This is a genomic window from Hydrogenophaga sp., assembly GCF_026125825.1.
GTDB lineage: Bacteria > Pseudomonadota > Gammaproteobacteria > Burkholderiales > Burkholderiaceae_C > Hydrogenophaga.
In genome coordinates this window covers 1-18014 of the sequence record NZ_JAHCKK010000046.1, presented here as the reverse complement: position 1 = coordinate 18014, position 18014 = coordinate 1, and the positions used below count along the sequence as shown (strand labels likewise).

At 67.2% G+C, this 18014-nt stretch carries 22 protein-coding genes; 14 read left to right on the top strand and 8 right to left on the bottom strand.

Going from position 1 to position 18014, the window contains the following annotated elements; all coding sequences use genetic code 11:
* Nucleotide 1: 1 nt before the first annotated feature.
* Nucleotides 2-394: a hypothetical protein gene (locus KIT86_RS15085; protein WP_297399759.1), complete on the bottom strand. Its 393-nt coding sequence runs from the start codon at nt 392-394 to the stop codon at nt 2-4.
* A 134-nt stretch (nt 395-528) separates the two neighbouring features.
* Here KIT86_RS15085 and KIT86_RS15080 point away from each other — a divergent pair, with 134 nt between their 5' ends.
* Nucleotides 529-1146 carry a DUF924 family protein gene (locus KIT86_RS15080; protein WP_297399757.1) on the top strand — a complete coding sequence of 206 codons (618 nt, stop codon included), beginning with the start codon at nt 529-531 and terminating at the stop codon, nt 1144-1146.
* Between the two features lie 109 nt (nt 1147-1255).
* A complete protein-coding gene (locus KIT86_RS15075; protein WP_297399755.1) occupies nt 1256-3139 on the top strand; it encodes a choice-of-anchor I family protein in 1884 nt (627 codons plus the stop codon).
* Nucleotides 3140-3291: 152 nt separating this feature from the next.
* Here the strand turns inward: KIT86_RS15075 and KIT86_RS15070 are convergent, their stop codons facing one another.
* A complete protein-coding gene (locus KIT86_RS15070; RefSeq protein ID WP_297399753.1) occupies nt 3292-4563 on the bottom strand; it encodes a DUF2157 domain-containing protein in 1272 nt (423 codons plus the stop codon).
* A gap of 117 nt (nt 4564-4680) precedes the next feature.
* Here KIT86_RS15070 and KIT86_RS15065 point away from each other — a divergent pair, with 117 nt between their 5' ends.
* Complete coding sequence (locus KIT86_RS15065; RefSeq protein ID WP_297399751.1) at nt 4681-6510, top strand: glutamine--tRNA ligase/YqeY domain fusion protein; 1830 nt, start codon at nt 4681-4683, stop codon at nt 6508-6510.
* A gap of 20 nt (nt 6511-6530) precedes the next feature.
* Nucleotides 6531-6938 (top strand): phage holin family protein, encoded by a 408-nt coding sequence (locus KIT86_RS15060; protein WP_297399749.1) that lies wholly within the window; start codon nt 6531-6533, stop codon nt 6936-6938.
* Nucleotides 6939-6990: 52 nt separating this feature from the next.
* Here KIT86_RS15060 and KIT86_RS15055 read toward each other — a convergent pair whose 3' ends face one another.
* The gene (locus KIT86_RS15055) at nt 6991-8814 is read right to left on the bottom strand and encodes a 3'-5' exonuclease (RefSeq protein WP_297399747.1); all 1824 of its coding nucleotides are present in this window, start codon (nt 8812-8814) and stop codon (nt 6991-6993) included.
* Nucleotides 8815-8954: 140 nt separating this feature from the next.
* Here KIT86_RS15055 and KIT86_RS15050 point away from each other — a divergent pair, with 140 nt between their 5' ends.
* On the top strand, nt 8955-9278 hold the full coding sequence (locus tag KIT86_RS15050) for a hypothetical protein (protein WP_297399745.1): 324 nt from the start codon (nt 8955-8957) through the stop codon (nt 9276-9278).
* Nucleotides 9279-9290: 12 nt separating this feature from the next.
* Here KIT86_RS15050 and pcp read toward each other — a convergent pair whose 3' ends face one another.
* Nucleotides 9291-9932, bottom strand: a complete 642-nt coding sequence (pcp, locus tag KIT86_RS15045; RefSeq protein WP_297399743.1) for a pyroglutamyl-peptidase I — start codon at nt 9930-9932, stop codon at nt 9291-9293.
* Nucleotides 9933-9936: 4 nt separating this feature from the next.
* Entirely contained in the window at nt 9937-10698 is a 762-nt protein-coding gene (locus KIT86_RS15040; RefSeq protein WP_297399741.1) for a tRNA-uridine aminocarboxypropyltransferase, read from the bottom strand.
* Nucleotides 10699-10852: 154 nt separating this feature from the next.
* On the opposite strand from KIT86_RS15040, the gene KIT86_RS15035 reads away from it, so the two are divergent.
* The 8 genes from KIT86_RS15035 to KIT86_RS15000 all read left to right on the top strand — a co-directional run bounded on the left by KIT86_RS15035 (nt 10853) and on the right by KIT86_RS15000 (nt 15602).
* Entirely contained in the window at nt 10853-11242 is a 390-nt protein-coding gene (locus KIT86_RS15035; protein WP_297399740.1) for a hypothetical protein, read from the top strand.
* A gap of 96 nt (nt 11243-11338) precedes the next feature.
* Nucleotides 11339-12559: a GGDEF domain-containing protein gene (locus KIT86_RS15030; RefSeq protein WP_297399738.1), complete on the top strand. Its 1221-nt coding sequence runs from the start codon at nt 11339-11341 to the stop codon at nt 12557-12559.
* 36 nt (nt 12560-12595) lie between these two features.
* Nucleotides 12596-13210, top strand: a complete 615-nt coding sequence (locus tag KIT86_RS15025) for a DUF938 domain-containing protein (RefSeq protein WP_297399736.1) — start codon at nt 12596-12598, stop codon at nt 13208-13210.
* Between the two features lie 52 nt (nt 13211-13262).
* On the top strand, nt 13263-13739 hold the full coding sequence (locus KIT86_RS15020; RefSeq protein ID WP_297399734.1) for a TerB family tellurite resistance protein: 477 nt from the start codon (nt 13263-13265) through the stop codon (nt 13737-13739).
* A gap of 123 nt (nt 13740-13862) precedes the next feature.
* Nucleotides 13863-14309 (top strand): RcnB family protein, encoded by a 447-nt coding sequence (locus KIT86_RS15015; RefSeq protein WP_297399732.1) that lies wholly within the window; start codon nt 13863-13865, stop codon nt 14307-14309.
* A gap of 146 nt (nt 14310-14455) precedes the next feature.
* Entirely contained in the window at nt 14456-15064 is a 609-nt protein-coding gene (locus KIT86_RS15010; protein WP_297399730.1) for a thioredoxin fold domain-containing protein, read from the top strand.
* A 105-nt stretch (nt 15065-15169) separates the two neighbouring features.
* On the top strand, nt 15170-15310 hold the full coding sequence (locus tag KIT86_RS15005) for a hypothetical protein (RefSeq protein ID WP_291113440.1): 141 nt from the start codon (nt 15170-15172) through the stop codon (nt 15308-15310).
* Between the two features lie 10 nt (nt 15311-15320).
* A complete protein-coding gene (locus tag KIT86_RS15000; RefSeq protein ID WP_297399727.1) occupies nt 15321-15602 on the top strand; it encodes a DUF427 domain-containing protein in 282 nt (93 codons plus the stop codon).
* 3 nt (nt 15603-15605) lie between these two features.
* Here the strand turns inward: KIT86_RS15000 and KIT86_RS14995 are convergent, their stop codons facing one another.
* Both KIT86_RS14995 and ylqF read right to left on the bottom strand, forming a co-directional pair.
* A complete protein-coding gene (locus tag KIT86_RS14995) occupies nt 15606-16199 on the bottom strand; it encodes an NAD(P)H-dependent oxidoreductase (protein ID WP_297399725.1) in 594 nt (197 codons plus the stop codon).
* Between the two features lie 82 nt (nt 16200-16281).
* A complete protein-coding gene (gene ylqF / locus KIT86_RS14990) occupies nt 16282-17223 on the bottom strand; it encodes a ribosome biogenesis GTPase YlqF (RefSeq protein ID WP_297399723.1) in 942 nt (313 codons plus the stop codon).
* 134 nt (nt 17224-17357) lie between these two features.
* Here ylqF and KIT86_RS14985 point away from each other — a divergent pair, with 134 nt between their 5' ends.
* Nucleotides 17358-17828: an SRPBCC family protein gene (locus KIT86_RS14985; RefSeq protein WP_297399721.1), complete on the top strand. Its 471-nt coding sequence runs from the start codon at nt 17358-17360 to the stop codon at nt 17826-17828.
* Nucleotides 17829-17893: 65 nt separating this feature from the next.
* Here the strand turns inward: KIT86_RS14985 and KIT86_RS14980 are convergent.
* Nucleotides 17894-18014 (bottom strand): dienelactone hydrolase family protein (locus KIT86_RS14980; protein WP_297399800.1); only part of this gene is annotated, 121 nt, incomplete at its 5' end.

Below are 18014 nucleotides of genomic sequence, written 5' to 3'. Positions count from 1 at the left end.
TTCAGCGGCGGTAGCCGTCGTAACGGTCATGCCGGTGGTGGCCATGGCGGCGGCCCTCCCATCGCGGTGCGGGGCCCCAACCGGATCGGTAGACGGGACGCGGGGCGTAGTACACCGGCGGGGGCCCGTAGTAGATCGGGCGCGGGGCGTAGTAGACCGGCGGCGGCGCGTAGTACACGGGGGGTGGCGCGTAGTAGACCGGCGGGGCGTTCGATACGCCCACGACCACGCCGGGGGTGTTGACACCGATGGACCAATGCACGTCGCTGCGGGCGTGGGCCTGCGAGCCCATGGCCGACAAGGCCCAGGCACCCGCGGCCAGGGTGGCAAGGGTGAGGCCACGGGCCACGGCCGAGGTGCGGCTCCAGGGGGTTTTCAAGGTCTGTGTGTTCATGTGGGGCTCCATTGCTGGGTGGTTTGCGCACCCCGTGACCGTATTACAGGCAATTCCGCGCTAACCTGTTCCACATACTCGGTCAAAGTCGTTGCCAGACGTAACGCCTGCCCCATCTTTACATTGAAACCCCCATGAAAACCCTCACTACACCGACCGCGCAGGACGTGCTCGACTTCTGGCTCGGCGATGGCCTGGAACGCGGCTGGTGTTCGGACAAGCGCGACGACCTCTGGTTTGGCGGCAGCCCCGAGATCGACGCGCGCATCCGCGAGCGTTTTGGCGCGCTGGTGGAGCAGGCGCTCGAAGGCGGCCTGGGCGAATGGGAAGAGCGCATCGACACGCGGCTGGCCCTGGTGCTGCTGCTGGACCAGTTCACGCGCAACGTGCACCGGGGCCAGGCGCGCGCCTTCGCGGGCGATGCCCGGGCTCAGCAGCTTTCGCTGCACGCACACGCCAGCGGCATGGACGCCGAGCTCGCCACCGTGGGCCTGGTGTTCCTGAACATGCCACTGATGCACGCGGAAGACCCCGCCCTCCAGGCCGAGAGCGTGCTGCGCTTCCAGCGCCTGCTCGACACCTGCGCGCCCGAGTTGCGCGATACCCTGGAACGCAACCTGGATTTCGCGCGGCTGCACCGCGACATCGTGGACCGCTTCGGCCGCTTCCCCTACCGCAACGCCGTGCTCGGGCGCACCAGCACGCCCGCAGAGTTGGACTTCCTGAAAGACGGGCCGCGCTTCGGGCAGTGAGGCGGCGCGGGCCCGCAGGACGTCACGCCAACGACACGAAGCTGTCACGGTCGCTTCACGGCCGGTTTCTACAAACGTGGTTTTCAACCACAACGACGAGACCGACCGAATGCGCCCCCTGCTCCCCAGCACCCCCACCACCGCCCGTGGGTTCACCGCCTCGATGCTCATGACCGCCGTGCTCGCCGCCTGCGGTGGTGGCAGCGATGCGCCTGCGCCCACCCCACCCGCCCCGGTGCCCGAGGCCACGCCGGTGAGCCTGAAGCTGGAGAAGATCGGCGGCTACAGCACGGGCCAGTTCGGCGTGAGCGCGGCGGAGATCCCGGCCTTCGACGCCGCCAGCAAGCGCCTGTTCGTGGTGAACGCGCAGCTCGGTGCCGTGGACGTGCTCGACCTGGCCAACCCGGCCAACCCGGTGAAGATCGGCGTGATCGACGCCACCGCCGTGCTGGCCGGCGCCGAGATCAACAGCGTGGCGGTGCACAACGGCATCGTGGCCGTGGCCATCCAGGCCCCGGTGAAGACCGACCCCGGCCGCATGGCGCTCTACCGCGCGAGCGACCTGGGCCTGATCAGTTCGGTCACCATCGGCGCCCTGCCCGACATGGTGACCTTCACGCCCGACGGCCACACCGTGCTGGTGGCCAACGAAGGCGAACCCAGTGACGACTACCAGGTGGACCCCGAGGGCAGCGTGAGCGTGATCGACGTGCGCAACCCGGCCGCGCCGGTCGTGCGCACCGCGGGCTTCACCGCCTTCAACGGCCAGGAAGCCACGCTGCGCGCCGCGGGCGTGCGCATCTACGGCCCGGGCGCCACCGCCGCCAAGGACTTCGAGCCCGAGTACATCGCGGTCTCCGCAGACAGCAAGACCGCGTGGGTGACGCTGCAGGAGAACAACGCGATGGCCAAGGTGGACATCGCCACCGCCACCGTCACGCAGGTGCTGCCGCTGGGCTACAAGGACCATGGCGTGGCCGGCAACGAACTCGATGCCTCGGACACCGACGGCGGGACCATCAACATCAGGACCTGGCCCGGCGTGCGCGGCATGTACCTGCCCGATGCGATGGCCTCCTACACCGTGGGCGGCGCCACCTACCTCGTCACCGCCAACGAGGGCGACGCACGTGCCTGGGGCGAAGACAACGCGGCCTACTGGGGCGGTGACGCCACGCAGGGCTTCGTCGAGGAATTCCGCGTGAAGCACCTGGTGAACAAAAGCGGCTGGGCCGGCCGCGCCGGCAACGACCTGCCGCCGCAGCTCAACGCCATGGCCGCGGGCGCCCTGCTCGACCCGGCCACCTTCGGGTACTGCGGTGCCATTGCCGGCGACCCGCTGGGCTGCCGCGCCGATGCCGCCCTGGGCCGGCTGAACATCAGCTGGACCATGGGCTACCGCACCAACCCCGACGGCTCGCCGATGATGTTCAGCGCCGCCGGCGTGGCCGACCCGCTGGGCAACCGCCTGATGTACGACCAGCTGTACAGCTACGGCGCGCGATCCTTCAGCATCTGGAACGCCAACGGAGGCCTGGTGTGGGACTCGGGCGCCGAGATCGAGAAATTCCTCGCCAGCAGCGATTGCAAGCTGGGCAGCGCGCGCAACATCCCGTGCGCCGACTTCTTCAACTCCGGCCACGACGAAGGCAACGCCAAGGACAGCCGCAGCGATGCCAAGGGCCCGGAACCCGAGGGCATCGCGCTGGGCCAGATCGGCACCAAGACCTTCGCCTTCATCGGCCTGGAGCGCATGGGCGGGGTGCTGGTGTACGACATCACCAACCCCACGGCGCCCAAGCGCGTGGACTACCTCAACACCCGCGACGAATGGCTCACCAACCCACCGAGCCTGGCCACGGCGGGCGATCTCGGCCCCGAAGGCCTGGCCTTCATTCCCGCGGCCCGCTCGCCCAATGGCAAGCCGCTGCTGGTGGTGGGCAACGAGGTCAGCGGCACCACGGCCGTGATGCAGCTCAACCTGATGTATTGAAGAGCACCCCCCGCGCGCCTTCGGCGCTCCCCCCCTCTCTCGCCTTCGGCGGGAGGGGGCGACACCTGGGGTCGGCGCAGCCGGACCCTCGGTGTCTCTGGATGGGCGGTTGCTTCACTTCGCGCGCGGCACGCGCGGTCAGGCCTTGCCTCTCAGCGGGACGCCAGCGGCTTGAGCGCTGCAGGCAACCAACCGGCCAGCCGGGCATGGAGGGCGGCCTCGTGCCGCTGCCACCAGATGCCCAGCGCCACCACCCCCAAGCCCAGCAGGGTGAGCGCGAAGGGGAAGAGCAGGCTGTCCTCGAACACGCGGTAGGCCAGGTAACCCAGGTAGCTGGCCACGCCGATCGCGCCCAGCACGGTGAACACGCGCCGCCCGATGGCCGCACCGAGGAACACCAGAAACACGTTGATCAGCGCGTAGAGGAACTTGTTGAGCTCGGAGTCGCTGTCGCGCAGGCTCAGGCCCGCCCAGAACATGATCGCGCCGAACAGGTAGAGCCAGAAGGCGAAGTCCTGTCGGTCCTCGGCGTTGGCGGCAACGCGCGTGCGCAGGTCCACCCACACGGCCATAGCGCAGGTGGCCAGGCCGAACACCAGCGACACGTCGCGGGTGAAGGTCCAGTCGAATCCGTCCTTCTGCATCAGCATGTGCGCCACGTCCATGCTGAGGTACCAGATCGTCACGGCCACCGGCATGACCATGAAGGGCAGCTTGTAGCGGTACAGCAGCACCACGGCGGCGGCCAGCGTGGCCAGCTCCAGCGTGAGCCAGCGCCAGTCGATGTAGCGGTGGTAGTCGCGGTAGCTGTCGGGCCCGCCCTCGGGCCACAGGCCGATGCCCGACTGGAAAGCCCAGACCGCCAGAGGCACCAGGCACACCGCCAGCGTGGCGAGCACGCCGGCGGGCGTGCGCAGGCCTTTTTCCAGCAGGTTGCCCGCCACCAGCAGCGCGCCCGTGAGGTAACCCAGCGCCAGCACGAACACGCCCCAGGCGCCGAACAGCTCCCAGCCCAGCGTCATGAACAGCGTCATGGCGCCGATGGCCAGCATGCCGCCAAAGTAGTAGAGGGTGTTGGTGAAGCTGAACGCCGGGCCGCGGTCCCGCGCGGGATGCGGAGCGTGGGCTGGCGCCGCCGCCCAGCCGGCGGCGAGGTCTTCCTGCGCGAGTTCGGCCGCCGTGGGCACCACAGAGGCGGAGGACGGCACGCCCGCGGCCACCCGCAGCGGGCTGCCCGGCGAGGCCCACGACGCCCAGAGCGCATGCGCCTCGGCCGGCTGGATCGCGCCGCTCTCCACGGCGGCCTCCACATCGCGCCAGCCCAGCTGCACGCGCACAGAGGGCAGAAACACGTCTTCCGTCTGCGTGATTTCCCACCGCGTCGGCTCGTCGGTGGGCATGGTGTCGGGGTTGTCGTTGTTCATCTCGGGCTTCCTCTTCCTCGTCCGGGAGCAGCCACGATACCGGAAAGCGCCACCATGGAACCAAAGTAGCACTCGGCGCGGCGCGGCGGGCCTCGGGCCGGATCAATAGAATGGCGCATGAGCTCCACCCACCCCAGCAACAAAACCAGCAACCCCGCCACCGACGGCGAACACAAGGTCAGCAACTTCCTGCGGCAGATCATCGAGAACGATCTGGACAAGGGCACCTACCAGAGCCGCCGCTGGGCCGGCAGCCCGGGCGACGCCGCCCACCAGGCCAAGGGCGAGCCCGACCCGGCCAGGATCCGCACCCGCTTCCCCCCCGAGCCCAACGGTTACCTGCACGTGGGCCACGCCAAGAGCATCTGCCTGAACTTCGGTCTGGCTCGCGACTACGGCGGCGTGTGCCACATGCGCTTTGACGACACCAACCCGGAGAAGGAAGACACCGAGTACGTCAACAGCATCATCGATGCCGTGAAATGGCTCGGCTTCAGCTGGGAGGCCCACGGCCGGCAGCACCTGTACCAGGCCAGCGACTACTTCGACTTCATGTACCGCGCGGCCGAGTACCTGGTGGAAGCCGGCCACGCCTACGTAGACGAGCAGACCACCGAACAGATGCGCCTGAACCGGGGCGACTTCGGCAAACCCGGCGTGGACAGCCCGTTTCGGGGCCGCACGCCGGCCGAGAACCTGAAACGCCTGCGCGAAATGCGCGACGGCCTGCACGAAGACGGCAGCATGGTGCTGCGCGCCAAGATCGACATGGCCAGCCCCAACATCAACCTGCGCGACCCGGCGATCTACCGCATCCGCCGCGCCACGCACCACAACACGGGCGACACCTGGTGCATCTACCCGATGTACACCTTCGCGCACCCGATCGAGGACGCGCTGGAGCAGATCACCCACAGCTTCTGCACCCTCGAATTCGAGGACCAGCGCCCGTTTTACGACTGGCTGCTGGAGCGCCTGTGCGAAGGCGGTCTGCTGCAAAGCCCGCCACCGCGCCAATACGAGTTCGCGCGGCTCAACCTCACCTACGTGATCACCAGCAAGCGCAAGCTCGCGCAACTGGTGTACGACCACAAGGTCAACGGCTGGGATGACCCGCGCATGCCCACCATCGTCGGCCTGCGCCGGCGCGGCTACACGCCCGAGAGCATCCAGCTGTTCGCCGAGCGCATCGGCGTGACCAAGAGCGACTCCTGGATCGACTACAGCACGCTCGAAGGCTGCCTGCGCGAAGACCTGGAGAACAAGGCCCACCGTGGCATGGCTGTGCTCGATCCGGTCAGGCTGGTGCTCACCAACTGGGCCGACGCGTTCGGCAGCGACGACCACACCGAAGACTGCACCCAGCCCGCCCTGCCCCACTCGGCCCTCGCCGAGGGCCAACCCGAGCCCGCGCCGCGCGTGTTCAAGATCGGCAAGGCCGTGTGGATCGAACGCGAGGACTTCGAGGAAGTGCCACCCAAGGGCTACAAGCGCCTGTTCCCCGGCAACGTGGTGCGCCTCAAGGGCGGCTATGTCATCGAATGCACGGGCTGCGCGAAAGACGCGGACGGCAAGGTCACCGAAGTGCACGCCAAGGTCATCCCGGGCACCAAGAGCGGCACGCCCGGCGCCGACAGCGTGAAGGCCAAGGCCGCCATCACCTGGGTGAGCGTGGCCGACGGCGTGCAGGCTGAAGTGCGGCTCTACGACCGCCTCTTCCTCGACGCCCAGCCCGACGCCGGTGGCAAGGACTTCATCGAAGCCCTGAACCCGAACAGCCTGAAAGTGGTGACCGCCTACGTGGAGCCTTCACTGGCCCAGGCCAAGCCGGACAACAAGTTCCAGTTCGAGCGGCACGGCTACTTCGTGGCGGACCGGCAGGACCACGTGGCGGGCAAGCCGGTGTTCAACCGGGTGACGGGGTTGAAAGACTCCTGGGGCAAGTAACCACCAAAGGCCTTCGCGACATGCTCACCAACCTCACGCCATTCCTGCTGCACTGGGCCATCACGGGGTTCGCACTCTGGGTGGCGAGCCATGTGTTCAAGGGCATTCGGTTCAGCAGCACGTCATCGCTGGTGGTGTCGGCCTTGTTGCTGGGCCTGGCCAATGCCATCGTGCGGCCGCTGCTCGTGGTGCTGACCTTGCCCTTGACCCTGCTGACCTTCGGCCTGTTCCTGCTGGTCATCAACGCGCTGATGCTGTTGCTGGTGGCGAAGGTGGTGAACGGCTTCAAGGTGGATGGTTTCTGGACGGCGTTCTGGGCCAGCCTGTTCATGGCACTGCTGAGCGTGGTGCTCGGCGCCTTCGTGCTGGGCGGTTCGCCGGAGTTCACCATCGAGACCAGCCCGGGGCCGGGGTCGGTCTGGCTTTGAAAACGATGCGAACGGCCTTGCCCGACCTGCGCTGCCCGCTGGCAGCAATGGGTCAGCAAGCCGCCAACCGCCGGCCAAACTGGCCTTGCCCGCCCACCCCCACGATCAGTCGATGAGTGGCACGCGTGGCACCCACGTAAAACAACCGCGCCTCGTCGCGCTCATCATGGTCCTTGGCGGGCATGCTTCCCACCCCCATCAAGGCCACCACAGGGAACTCGAGTCCCTTGCTCGCATGCATGGTCATTACCTTGATGGTGTTTGCTGCGGGATTGAAACTGCCTGAGCCTTTGCGCACCTGATGCGGTAGCCGCCGTTGCCGCAACACGCTGGCGCAAGCGTCCATCTCGCTGTAGTGGCGACAAAGGATGGCCATATCGCCCCAGGCGTGGCCTTCCCGGTGCGCGGCGCTGAGCAGGTCCACGACCTGGGAGACTTCGGCGCGAAAATCGGGCAACCGGATGACGATCGGCTTTTCGCCGTCGCGCCCGCAACTAACGGGCTTGAGCAGCGGCACGCCGTCATCGTCCTTGTCTTCCGCGGTCAGCAGATCAGCCGCAATAAGACTGGCCGTCTGCAAAATCTGCCGCGTGTTTCGGTAGTTGATCTTGAGGATCGTGGTGCGGCCCTGGGCTTGAATCCCCACGCTCTTGAAGCTGAACTGCCGGCTTCGGCTGCGTTCATAAATGCTCTGAGCGTCGTCGTACAACACCAGCAGACTGTTGGTCATTGGGTCCACCATCTGCGTGATGAGTTTGAGCCATTCGGGCGCGAAGTCATGGCCTTCGTCGATCAGCACAGCCTGGTACTGACCGCTGGGAATCTGCTTGCGGTCCACACCATTGATCACGCCTTGAACCATCACGGCCATCTTCATGTCGGTTGGCAGGTTGTCAGCCGGCAACGGCTGGTCGTAGGCCACGAGCTGACTTCTGCACCATTTGTGAAAATGCACCGCTTGCACATGCGCCGAGAGGTTTTTGCTGTCCATGACGCGCGCGAGCTGCCGGGCGAGCGGCTCGTTGTAGCACAGCACGAGGATGGGCTTGGTCCGGGCGGCCTGCGCTTTCGCAAGGTGCTCTGCCCTGTAACCCAGCAACATGGTCTTGCCCGAGCCTGCCACGCCATGGATCACTCGATGCCCATCGCCCAGGCTGCGCGCCAATTGCTCCTGCTGCAAATCCATCACCCGCATGATGCTTGGCAGTTCGGCCAATGCCTCATCCCCCTCAAACAACCCGGTTTGATCGGGCACACGCACTTCGGGAAACAGAATCCACCGCACACGATCCAGTTGAGGCAGCGACATGACGCCGCGCATCATGAACGGAAACATGCCCCACAAACGGCTCTGCAACTCCTCAGGCGCGACGGACTCGGTCATTTCGTCCTGGCAGATCACGCGGTGCGACTCGATGGCCTGGCCAAGTTGGGCCTGTTCAAATTGTTTGCGTGTGATATTGGGCAGCACCACGCCATAACTCCATGGGAAAGCGAGTTTTCCTTGATGGGGTCCCTCAGGTTGCACCAGTTGCTTATCCCGCTCCAACGCATTCACCACCTGATGCGCATACTGCCTTGCTTGCTCCAACGGATTCGGCACCGTCTTGGGTCCCATGTCGCCATGAATTTCCCACGACTGCTTGTTGACTTGGATCAGGGTCGCAAGACGGAAGTCTTTAACCTCAAGCACGAGAACACCACGGCGTGGGTGCATCACGACGAAATCGGGGTGTGAATAGCGAGGGCCCACCGCCACGTCATACCAAAGCAGATAGTCGTCATCGAGCTTCTGCTCGAGCCTTTCGGCCACGCGACGTTCGCCGGGGGTCATGCGCGACACGCAACTCCCGAGGGAAGGAATTAGGGTAGCCATCTTTCAGCACGCCTCCTATGGATTTTTATTGACCGAATACAGCACAAATTCGAATGCCAATGCAGGAAGAATTCGATCATGCACCAACGACATCGACAACCGGTTGAATCGATGCGTTGAAAGGCACAATCCATTGCACCATGGCCCGCCCCCACCACCACGTCTACGTGATCGAGCTCTCCAGGGACGTGCTGAATGAAAGCAGATTCCGCAAGAACAACCCGGGCTACATCGACGGCAAACCCTGTGTCTACGTCGGCATGACCGGCCTGGACCCGGACGTGCGCTTCGACAAGCACAAGGCCGGGATCCAGGCCAATGCCTATGTGTTCAAGTACGGGCTGCGCCTGCTGCCCGATCTCTACGAGGGCTTCAATCCCATGCGGTATGAAGCCGCCGTGGAGAAGGAGATCGAGATCGGCATCGACCTGCGCTCGGCCGGCTTCGGCGTCTGGCAGGCCTGAGCCAGGCGCCGCTCAGTGCGTGGTGCCCGCGCCCAGCGCGGCGTCGGTGTGCACCTGCAACGCGCTGCGCACGGCCACGCGCAGCCCGCGCACGATCTCCTCCAACGCCATGTTCGGCGTGCCCTGCTCCGGCAACCATGGCACGTGCACGAAGCCACCGCGCGTGTGCGCGAGTGCGGGCGCCGTGGCCAGGGTGCGCATCAGGCCATAGAAGACGTGGTTGCAGACGAAGGTGCCCGCGGTCTGCGAGACCTCGGCATCCACGCCTTGCGATTGCAGCGCAGCGAGCATGGCCTTGATGGGCAGGCTGGAGAAGTAGGCCACGGGCGCATCCCGCACCACCGGGGTGTCCACCGGTTGCGCTCCGGCGTTGTCGGCCAGGGGAGCGTCGTTGACGTTGATGGCCACGCGCTCCAGCGACAAGGCCTTGCGGCCGCCGGCCTGCCCGACACAGATGACCAGGGCGGGCTGGTGCTGGCGCAGCAGCGCGCCCAGCTCGCGCAGCGAGGCGTCAAACACGGTGGGCAATTGGGCCGCCACCAGGGTGTGGCCGAGCACCTGGCGGCCATGCAGTGCCTGCACCGCCAGCCAGCTGGGGTTGAGCGTCTGGCCGCCGAAGGCGTCGAAACCGGTGAGCAGGACTTTTTTTCGCATCGCGTCAATCCGGCGCACACAGCGCCTGCAAGCGCCCGTGGGCTTCGGACGCGGTGTCCAGCGGCGTGCTTCGCTTGACGCTGAGGTAGTGCGCGGTGAACACGTCCAGCCACGCGGCCAGGGTCTGCGCCGCACGGCTTTCACCGGCCAGGTCCAGGCAGAGCGCGGCCACTTCGGAGGTGCAGAAGTGGCCGTCGCGGAACGCGCGCCGGAGCCGGTAGTTGGAGACGGTCTGTTCGGGGTGCAGGCTGAGCACAGGCAGCTGGTCGAGGTAAGGGCTCTTGCGGAACATCTTGCGCGCTTCGGACCAGGTGCCGTCGAGCAACACGAACAAGGGTCTTCGGTCGCCCACCGGCGTGGGCGCCACGGGGCACGCCTGCAGGTCGGTCACCACGCGCCCGGGTGGCACGAACTCGCCAGGAAACACCAGGTAAGGCTGCCATTGCGGGTCGGCCAGCAGGGCGGGCAGGCCCGGGTCCACGTCGGTGCGTGACCATTTGAAGGCCCATGTGTCGGCAACCACGTCCGCCACCAGCCAGCCGGTGTTGCTGGGCTTGAGCGCTTCGATGTCGCCCATGATGAGGCAGACCCCGGCGCGCGTGGGCGTGCGCGGGCGCCAGGCGCACAGGCAGTGGCTGGCAATCAGGCGGCAACCGGCGCAACGCCCCAGGCCCGAACCGCGGGCCACGAAAGGTTTGGCGCTGGCGGCCAGGCGCGCGGTGCGCAGGCGTGAAACCGCATGGCCGGGAAGGGAAACAGGGTTCATGGGAGGAATGTAGGCGCAAGTCCTGAGGCAGGGATTTTTCTTACACCCGCAGTTGCGACTTGTAACGCACTTCGCGGCCAGCCGGCGATCGCTCCGTTGGTCGCCCTGTGGCGTCCCCTCAACGGTGTTTGACAGATGATGGCGGGGACTTCTCATGACCAAGACTTCCAGCTCCAAGACCAGGTCCGGGCGGCGCAACGCCTACCGACGCAAGACCCAACCCATGCTCTTCAACGGCCTCGGCGCGCTGCTGGCCGGGATATTCCTGTGGATGGTGTCGCTCGCGATGGCGACCGAACATTCGCTCAAGTCGGCGGCCAAGGCCCTGCTCGCGCCAGCGTGGATGGCCCTGGGCCTGGGCGTGGGGCTGCTGGTGCTGCACGTGCTGTCCAAACGCCGCGCGCAGGCCGAGGCCGCCATGCTGCTGCGCCAGCATTCGACCTTCCTCGAACCGATGCCGCGACTCAAGCCCCGTGCGAGCAAGTCGAGCCAGAAGGGGGAGTTTCAGGGGCAGCAGCAGCGCACGTCGGCCACGGGCCGATAGCCATTGCACGGTCAGACGCGCACGCAACGCGAAGGGGCGTGACAAACTTGACGGGGCAGGACGTCGCCCGCGCGGTCGACTCCCGATAATCCCCGCATGCCCATTGCCGAAATCGCTGTCTGGTCCGCCATGTTGGGTGGCTTGTGCACCCTCGCGGCCCTGGCACTGGCCGATCTGTTCCAGGGCCACAGCATCGGCGCCCTTCGCAACCTTCTGTTTGTCTCGATCACCGGTGCCAGCTGCGTGGTGATGACGGGCCTGCCTGAGGTCTTCTTTCCCGATCTGCCCGGGCGGCTGCTGATGGTGCTCAAGGCCGGCCTGGGCCCGGCGGCCGGGGCCATGGGCCTCTACTACGTGGGCACCTGGCTGGGCGGCGCCCGCGAAGACGGGCGGGTGCACCGCCTCACGGCGGTGGGCGGCGCCCTGCTGGTGTCCGCCACGGTGATCCTGGTGGTGCTGGCCAGCCAGATCGAGCCTGAGAATTTCCGCGAGCTGCTGGTGGCCACTGCGGTGGTGAACATGGTGCCGGTGCTGCTCGCGCTGGCGGCGGCGGTGCGCGCATCCCGGCTGGGCGATCCGCTCGCGCGCTGGATGGCGGTGGCGATCGGCTGCCTGGCCGTCACGACGGTCGGCCATTACCTGCGCGGCCTGGAAGTGCCGGGCCTGGGCCTGCGCACCTGGCTGTTCACGGCAATGGTGACGCTGGTGTTTTTCCTCATGGCTTCGGTGCTGGGCCTTCTGCGCAACCGGCACAACCGCGAGATCGCGCGCCTCTCGCGCCTGTCGAACAGCACGGACCCGGCCACCGGCCTGTCCACGGGTTCGGCGCTGATCGCCGACGTGGAGCACGCCCTGTGGCGCGCCGCGCGCCTGGATTGCGAAGCGGCCGTGTTGTGCCTCTATGTGAGCAACCTGTACGAGCTGGCCGATTCGGCCGGTCCCAGCGCGGAGCATCAGATCCTGTCGACCGTGGCGGCGCGCATCCGCCGCGCGGCGGGCTTTCGGTGCGTGGTGGGGCTGTACCACCCTCGGTGCTTCGTCGTGGTGCTCACGATGGACCCGCACCAGCCTCCCGTGCGCGCCACCGCCGCGCGCATGGCCCTGACGGTGTCCAACCCCTTGACGGTGTTCGATGAACAGCGCAAGCGCCAGCCGTTCCGGCCACGCATCGGGCTGGGTGTGGTGACGGTGGACCCGGCCAGCGCCGTGCCTGCCGATGTGATCAACGAGGCCGAACGCCAGGCACTGGCCATGGCCAGCACAGCACCTCGCGAAAGCGAACAAGCGGTGGAGACCGAGCCTGCGCGCCTGCGCTGACCGCTCTTGGGCGCTTCGGTGCCGGACAATGGCCGCATGAACGCCAACATCCTGCGCCTGAGCCCCGCCGCCGAACGCAACAAGCGGCCCATTCTGGACGTGCTCCGCCAGGTCTTCCCCGCCCACGGCCGCGTGCTGGAGATCGCCTCGGGCACCGGCCAGCACGCGGCCTGGTTCGCCGCGGCCATGCCGGGCTGGCGCTGGCAGCCCACGGACTTCCAGGCCGACGCCCTGCCCTCCATCCGCGCCTGGGCGGCAGATACCCAGGCGGGGCACGTGCTGGAGCCACTGCAGCTGGACGTGCTCGCGCCCCAATGGCCGCTGGGGCCCGACCCGTTCGACGGCATCTTTTGCGCCAACATGCTGCACATCGCGCCCTGGGCCACCTGCGCGGCGCTGATGCAGGGCGCGGCCAGGCATCTCACGACCCAGGGAGCGCTCGTCACCTACGGGCCGTATCTGGAGGACGGCGTGCCCACCTCACCCGGCAACCTGGCGTTCGATGAGAGCCTGCGGCGCGAAAACGCGGCCTGGGGCCTGCGCCAGCGCGAAGCGGTGGAACGGGAGGCGCAGCGCGCCGGCCTGGTGCTGAGCGAACGGCACGCCATGCCGGCCCACAACCTGCTGCTGGTCTGGCGCCGGGAACCCTGAGCCTGCGCACGGGCTCCACCTTTCTTTGACCGCGCCAGATGGATTGCCGACCATGCTCAGAAACCTCAAGGATCTCTTCGACACCCTCACCGCCAGCCTCACGGCACCGGCGGGTGCCCAGGCCCCCGCCGAACAGGAACACACCCTGCAACTCGCCACCGCCGTGCTGCTGGTGGAAGTGATGCGCGCCGAGCCCAGCCTGCAGGACAGCGAACGCGATGCGGTGCTGACCGCGCTGCGCCGCAAGTTCGCGCTGAGCGACGACGAATTGCAGCGCCTGCTCGAGCTGGCCCACGAAACCGCGCGCACCGCGTACGACTACCAGCGCTTCACCGGGCTGATGAACGAGCGCTTCACGCAGGCGCAGAAAATCCGCGTGGTGGAGGCGATGTGGGAAGTGGCCTTTGCCGATCACCACCTGGACGCGCACGAGCACCATGTCATCAGCAAGGTGGCCGGCCTGCTGCATGTGACACATGGTGAGTACATCGCGGCCAAGCTGCACGCCCAGGCCGCCATGAAGGGCTGAGCCGCAGGGCCCCGCGGCCGGCACATGCCGGTACAGAACTTTGCACAGGCGGGGCGCGGCCTTTACCGCGCGTTCACATGCGCGGGCCACGATGGAGTCTCACCAACCCCAGGAGAAACCTCCATGAAATCCCGAAACCTTGTTGTGTACGCCCTGGCGGCCGCCTCCCTTGGCGTGAGCTCGCTGTCCTTCGCGCAAGGTGCGCGATTCGAGCCCAGCCACCTGCAGCGCGTGGACGACCGCCGCGATGACCGGCGCGACTACCGCCAGGACCGGCGCGACGATCGCCGCGATTTCCGCCACGAACGCCGCGACGACCGGCGCGACTACCGCCAGTCGCGCAACGACCGGCACTACCACCACTACTACTACAACGCGCGCGGCCCCGAGTTCCGCCGTGGCGGCTACATCCCCTACGAGTACCGCAACCGCCAGTACGTGGTGGTGAACCCGCACCAGCACCGCCTGTACGCGCCGCCGCGTGGCCACCAATGGGTGCAGGTCGGCACCGACTACGTGCTGGTGGCCATCGCCACCGGCCTGATCGCCAACCTGATCCTGAACAACTGAGCTTGCGCGGCGCGGGCATCCGCACGCCCAGGGCGCAGCACACCGGCAAGCCGGGGTGCTGCGCCCTTTGTCATGGGCCCCCCTCCACGGAGGGGGGCCTTCTCTGCGATGATGCGGCCCAGGAAAAACCAACGATGCGATCCGCCATGAAACTCCGCCACCTCACCCTCCCCCTGATGGCCGCGCTGGCCCTGTCGCTGGCCGCCTGCTCGAAGGAAGAAACCACCGGCGCGCCCAGCGCCGCCGGGGCCCCCGCGGCCGACACCAGCCCGATTCCCCCCGCCCAGGCCTACGACGTGCTCGCCGCGCAGGGCAAGGGCTTCACCGCCGGCGCCCTGATGAGCGCCAACACGGTCTACGTGCTGTTCGACCCACAATGCCCGCACTGCGGCCACCTGTGGCAATCGTCCCTGCCGCTGCAGAGCAAGGTGAAGTTCGTCTGGCTGCCCGTGGCCATCATGAACGCCAAGAGCGCCCCGCAGGGCGCGGCCATCATGACCGCCGCCAACCCGGTGGAAACCATGAACGCGCACGAGCAGCAACTGCTCGCCGGCCAGGGCGGCATGTCGGCCTCGGCCAGCATTGCACCCGACGTGATGGCGACCATCAAAACCAACACCGCGCTGCTGGAACGCCTGGGTGCCACCTCGGTGCCGTTCATGGTGGCCAAACACCAGCGCACGGGTGCCGTGATCACGCAAAGCGGTGCCCTTGGCGTCGAGGCACTGGCCAACTTCCTGGGCATGGGCCAGTAGCCCGCCAGCGCGCGTGACAGGCCCCTGCCCGGGGCTTGAAACGCTCATTTTGTCGCTTACCATCGGCGCATCTGCCGCGCATCGCGGTGTCAATCGGAGGTCCCCATGGGCAAGGAACAGCGCAACGAAAAAATGGCCAAGAAACCCAAGAAGGACACCTCGGCGCCCAAGGGCCCGGTGTCGTCCGACCGGCCGGTGCCACCGGTCACGGCCGTGATGCCGCGCGGCAAAGAGAAGAACAAGTGAGCACCGCCGCATGAAGGCGATCTGGAATGGCGTGACCATCGCCGAGAGCGACGACACCGTGGTCCTGGAGGGCAACCACTACTTCCCGGAGAGTTCGCTCAACCGCGACCACGTCACCTTCAGCAACCACCGGACCACCTGTGCGTGGAAGGGCCAGGCGAGCTACTACTCGCTGCTGGTCAACGGCGAACTCAACACCGATGCCGCCTGGTATTACGCCGACCCCAAGCCAGAGGCCGAGATGATCAAGGGCCGCGTGGCCTTCTGGAAAGGCGTGAAGATCGAGGCCTGAGCCTCAGGCCGCGTCGCGGCCAAGCCGGCGCAGCTTGGCCTGCCAGCGGGCGACACCGCCCTCTCCCAGTTGCTCGACCGAGCCCACCAGCGTTTCGTGGATCGGCGCGAAACCAATGAAGCCCAGGATGTTGCGCTCCAGCGCCTTGAGGCTGTGCGCGCGGAAGTACCAGCGGTAGGCCAGCGACGGCATGCCCATGGTCACCACCACGCGGGCCGAGCGGCCGCTCAGGGGCTTGCGGCCAAATTCCTTGGGACCGTCGGGGCCCACCGCAAAACCAGGCCGCGCCACCTGCTCCAGCCAGGCCTTGAGCAGCGCCGGCATCTCGCCCAGCCAGAGCGGAAAGAACAGCACCACGTGCTCGGCCCACAGGATGTGCTGCTGCGAGGCTTGCAGCGCCGGCGGCACGCTGCCTTGTTTCCACTCGTGCGCGCTGCGCAGCACCGGAAAGTCCAGCTCGCCCACGGCCACGCGCCGAACCTCGTGGCCGGCCGCGGTCGCGCCGCCCGCGTAGGCCTCCACCAGCAGGTGGTTGAGGTGCCGGCCCGTGGTATCGGGATGGCCTTCGATCAGCAAAATGCGGCGCGGGTCGGTCATGGCGGGCTCCTGAGGCGATGGAGCCCATGCTCGCACCGCGCGGGCGCGCTCGCCTTGACGCGGGTCAAGGCCCGCGCACCCTTCAGCGCCGGTCGGGTTTGCGGGGCTTGGCCACCCGCTCCTTCTTGCGGCCCTGGCGCTCGGCATCGGCCTGCTGCCCCAGTTGCAGCCAGCGCACGAACTGCTCGGGCGTCTCCAGCGTGATGCGCCCCAGGGCGCCGCTGCGGAAGTCGGCGATCACCAGCTCGGCCGCCTTCTGCCAGTTCACCGCGCCACCGCCCGCCAGCGCGCCGCGCTTGCGGCCGATGGCCTCCATCAGCGCCTCGTCCGGCAAGGCCGCGATGGCCTCGGGCGCGAGACCCAGCTTGTAGCGCGCCTCCAGCAAAGCGGCGTACGACAGCTTGAGCTTGTTGAGCAGCTCCAGCGCCACCTCCTGGTCGTCGTAGGCGTTGCGGCCCACCGCGCCGCTGGCGGCGAGGTTGAAGCCGCTTTCCGGCACCACGATGCGCGGCCAGAGCATGCCGGGCGTGTCGAACAGGTAGAAATCGTCGGCCAGGGCGATGCGCTGCTCGGTGCGCGTGATGCCGGCCTCGTCGCCGGTCTTGGCGGCGCGCTTGCCCATGAAGGTGTTGATCAGCGTGGACTTGCCCACATTGGGAATGCCGCAGATCAGCACCCGCATGGGCTTGACCATGCCGCCCCGGTTGGGCGCCAGCTCGCGGCACGAGGCGATGATGGCGCGCGCTGGCGCCGCGACGCTGGCGTCCAGCGGGATCGCGCGGGTGTGGGGCTGCGCGTTGTAGTGCGCGAGCCAGAGGGCGGTGCGCTCGGCGTCGGCCATGTCCTGCTTGTTGACCACCTTGAGCGTGGGCTTGGCCGAGGTGAGTTCGGCCAGCAGCGGGTTGGCGCTGGAGCCGGGCAGGCGCGCATCGAGCATCTCGATGACGACGTCGATGTCCTTCACGCGCTCGGTGATGGCCTTGCGCGTGAGGTGCATGTGCCCGGGAAACCACTGGATGCTCATCGGGGGAAATCTCTCTGCGGAAACGGGGTGTTGCGGGGCGGGTGCAGGGATTGTGCCTTGGTGTAACTCCCGGGGGCCGCGGGCCTGGGCCGTCCCTACAATCGGCCTCAATCCAACACCCGCAGAGGCGCCTCATGAGCATCACCGTCAAGATCGATCTGGGCTACGAGTTCGACGTCAAGGCCAAGGCGGCCGAGGTGTTCGAAGTGCTCTCCAATGTGCCCGAGTCGGTCAGCCATTTCCCGAAGGTGGAGAAGCTCACCGACCTGGGCGGCGGCGTCTACCAGTGGGAGATGGAGAAGGTGGGCACCGCGCAGGTGAACATCCAGACCGTGTACGCCAGCAAGTACGTGAGCGACAAGGCGCGTGGCACCGTCAAGTGGACCCCGGTCAAGGGCGTGGGCAACGCCCTGGTGGGGGGCAACTGGAAGATCGTGGACAACAAGAAGTCCACCGGCCTCACGCTGGCGATCCAGGGCGAGATCGAGGTGCCGCTGCCCGGCCTGATGAAGATGGTGGTGGCCCCCGTGGTCGAGGGCGAGTTCGAGAAGCTGGTCGAGAAGTACATCGCCAACCTCATCAAGCGCTTCGGCGGAGAAGCTTGACGCGCGGCGCCTGAAACAGCGCTGGCCAGGGGGAAGCCGCAACGCGCCGCAGGAGGTGTTGCCCTCTAGGCCGTCAGGTGCTGCCTGAAAAACGCCAGCGTGCGGTTCCACGAGAGCTGGGCCGCAGCGGCATCGAAACGCGGCGTGGTGTCGTTGTTGAAACCGTGCTGGGTGCCCGGGTACGCG

Coding starts and splice junctions, on each gene's coding strand:
- KIT86_RS15085 (WP_297399759.1), bottom strand. CDS start 394: ATGAACACACAGACCTTGAAAACCCCCTGGAGCCGCACCTCGGCCGTG.
- KIT86_RS15080 (WP_297399757.1), top strand. CDS start 529: ATGAAAACCCTCACTACACCGACCGCGCAGGACGTGCTCGACTTCTGG.
- KIT86_RS15075 (WP_297399755.1), top strand. CDS start 1,256: ATGCGCCCCCTGCTCCCCAGCACCCCCACCACCGCCCGTGGGTTCACC.
- KIT86_RS15070 (WP_297399753.1), bottom strand. CDS start 4,563: ATGAACAACGACAACCCCGACACCATGCCCACCGACGAGCCGACGCGG.
- KIT86_RS15065 (WP_297399751.1), top strand. CDS start 4,681: ATGAGCTCCACCCACCCCAGCAACAAAACCAGCAACCCCGCCACCGAC.
- KIT86_RS15060 (WP_297399749.1), top strand. CDS start 6,531: ATGCTCACCAACCTCACGCCATTCCTGCTGCACTGGGCCATCACGGGG.
- KIT86_RS15055 (WP_297399747.1), bottom strand. CDS start 8,814: ATGGCTACCCTAATTCCTTCCCTCGGGAGTTGCGTGTCGCGCATGACC.
- KIT86_RS15050 (WP_297399745.1), top strand. CDS start 8,955: ATGGCCCGCCCCCACCACCACGTCTACGTGATCGAGCTCTCCAGGGAC.
- pcp (WP_297399743.1), bottom strand. CDS start 9,932: ATGCGAAAAAAAGTCCTGCTCACCGGTTTCGACGCCTTCGGCGGCCAG.
- KIT86_RS15040 (WP_297399741.1), bottom strand. CDS start 10,698: ATGAACCCTGTTTCCCTTCCCGGCCATGCGGTTTCACGCCTGCGCACC.
- KIT86_RS15035 (WP_297399740.1), top strand. CDS start 10,853: ATGACCAAGACTTCCAGCTCCAAGACCAGGTCCGGGCGGCGCAACGCC.
- KIT86_RS15030 (WP_297399738.1), top strand. CDS start 11,339: ATGCCCATTGCCGAAATCGCTGTCTGGTCCGCCATGTTGGGTGGCTTG.
- KIT86_RS15025 (WP_297399736.1), top strand. CDS start 12,596: ATGAACGCCAACATCCTGCGCCTGAGCCCCGCCGCCGAACGCAACAAG.
- KIT86_RS15020 (WP_297399734.1), top strand. CDS start 13,263: ATGCTCAGAAACCTCAAGGATCTCTTCGACACCCTCACCGCCAGCCTC.
- KIT86_RS15015 (WP_297399732.1), top strand. CDS start 13,863: ATGAAATCCCGAAACCTTGTTGTGTACGCCCTGGCGGCCGCCTCCCTT.
- KIT86_RS15010 (WP_297399730.1), top strand. CDS start 14,456: ATGAAACTCCGCCACCTCACCCTCCCCCTGATGGCCGCGCTGGCCCTG.
- KIT86_RS15005 (WP_291113440.1), top strand. CDS start 15,170: ATGGGCAAGGAACAGCGCAACGAAAAAATGGCCAAGAAACCCAAGAAG.
- KIT86_RS15000 (WP_297399727.1), top strand. CDS start 15,321: ATGAAGGCGATCTGGAATGGCGTGACCATCGCCGAGAGCGACGACACC.
- KIT86_RS14995 (WP_297399725.1), bottom strand. CDS start 16,199: ATGACCGACCCGCGCCGCATTTTGCTGATCGAAGGCCATCCCGATACC.
- ylqF (WP_297399723.1), bottom strand. CDS start 17,223: ATGAGCATCCAGTGGTTTCCCGGGCACATGCACCTCACGCGCAAGGCC.
- KIT86_RS14985 (WP_297399721.1), top strand. CDS start 17,358: ATGAGCATCACCGTCAAGATCGATCTGGGCTACGAGTTCGACGTCAAG.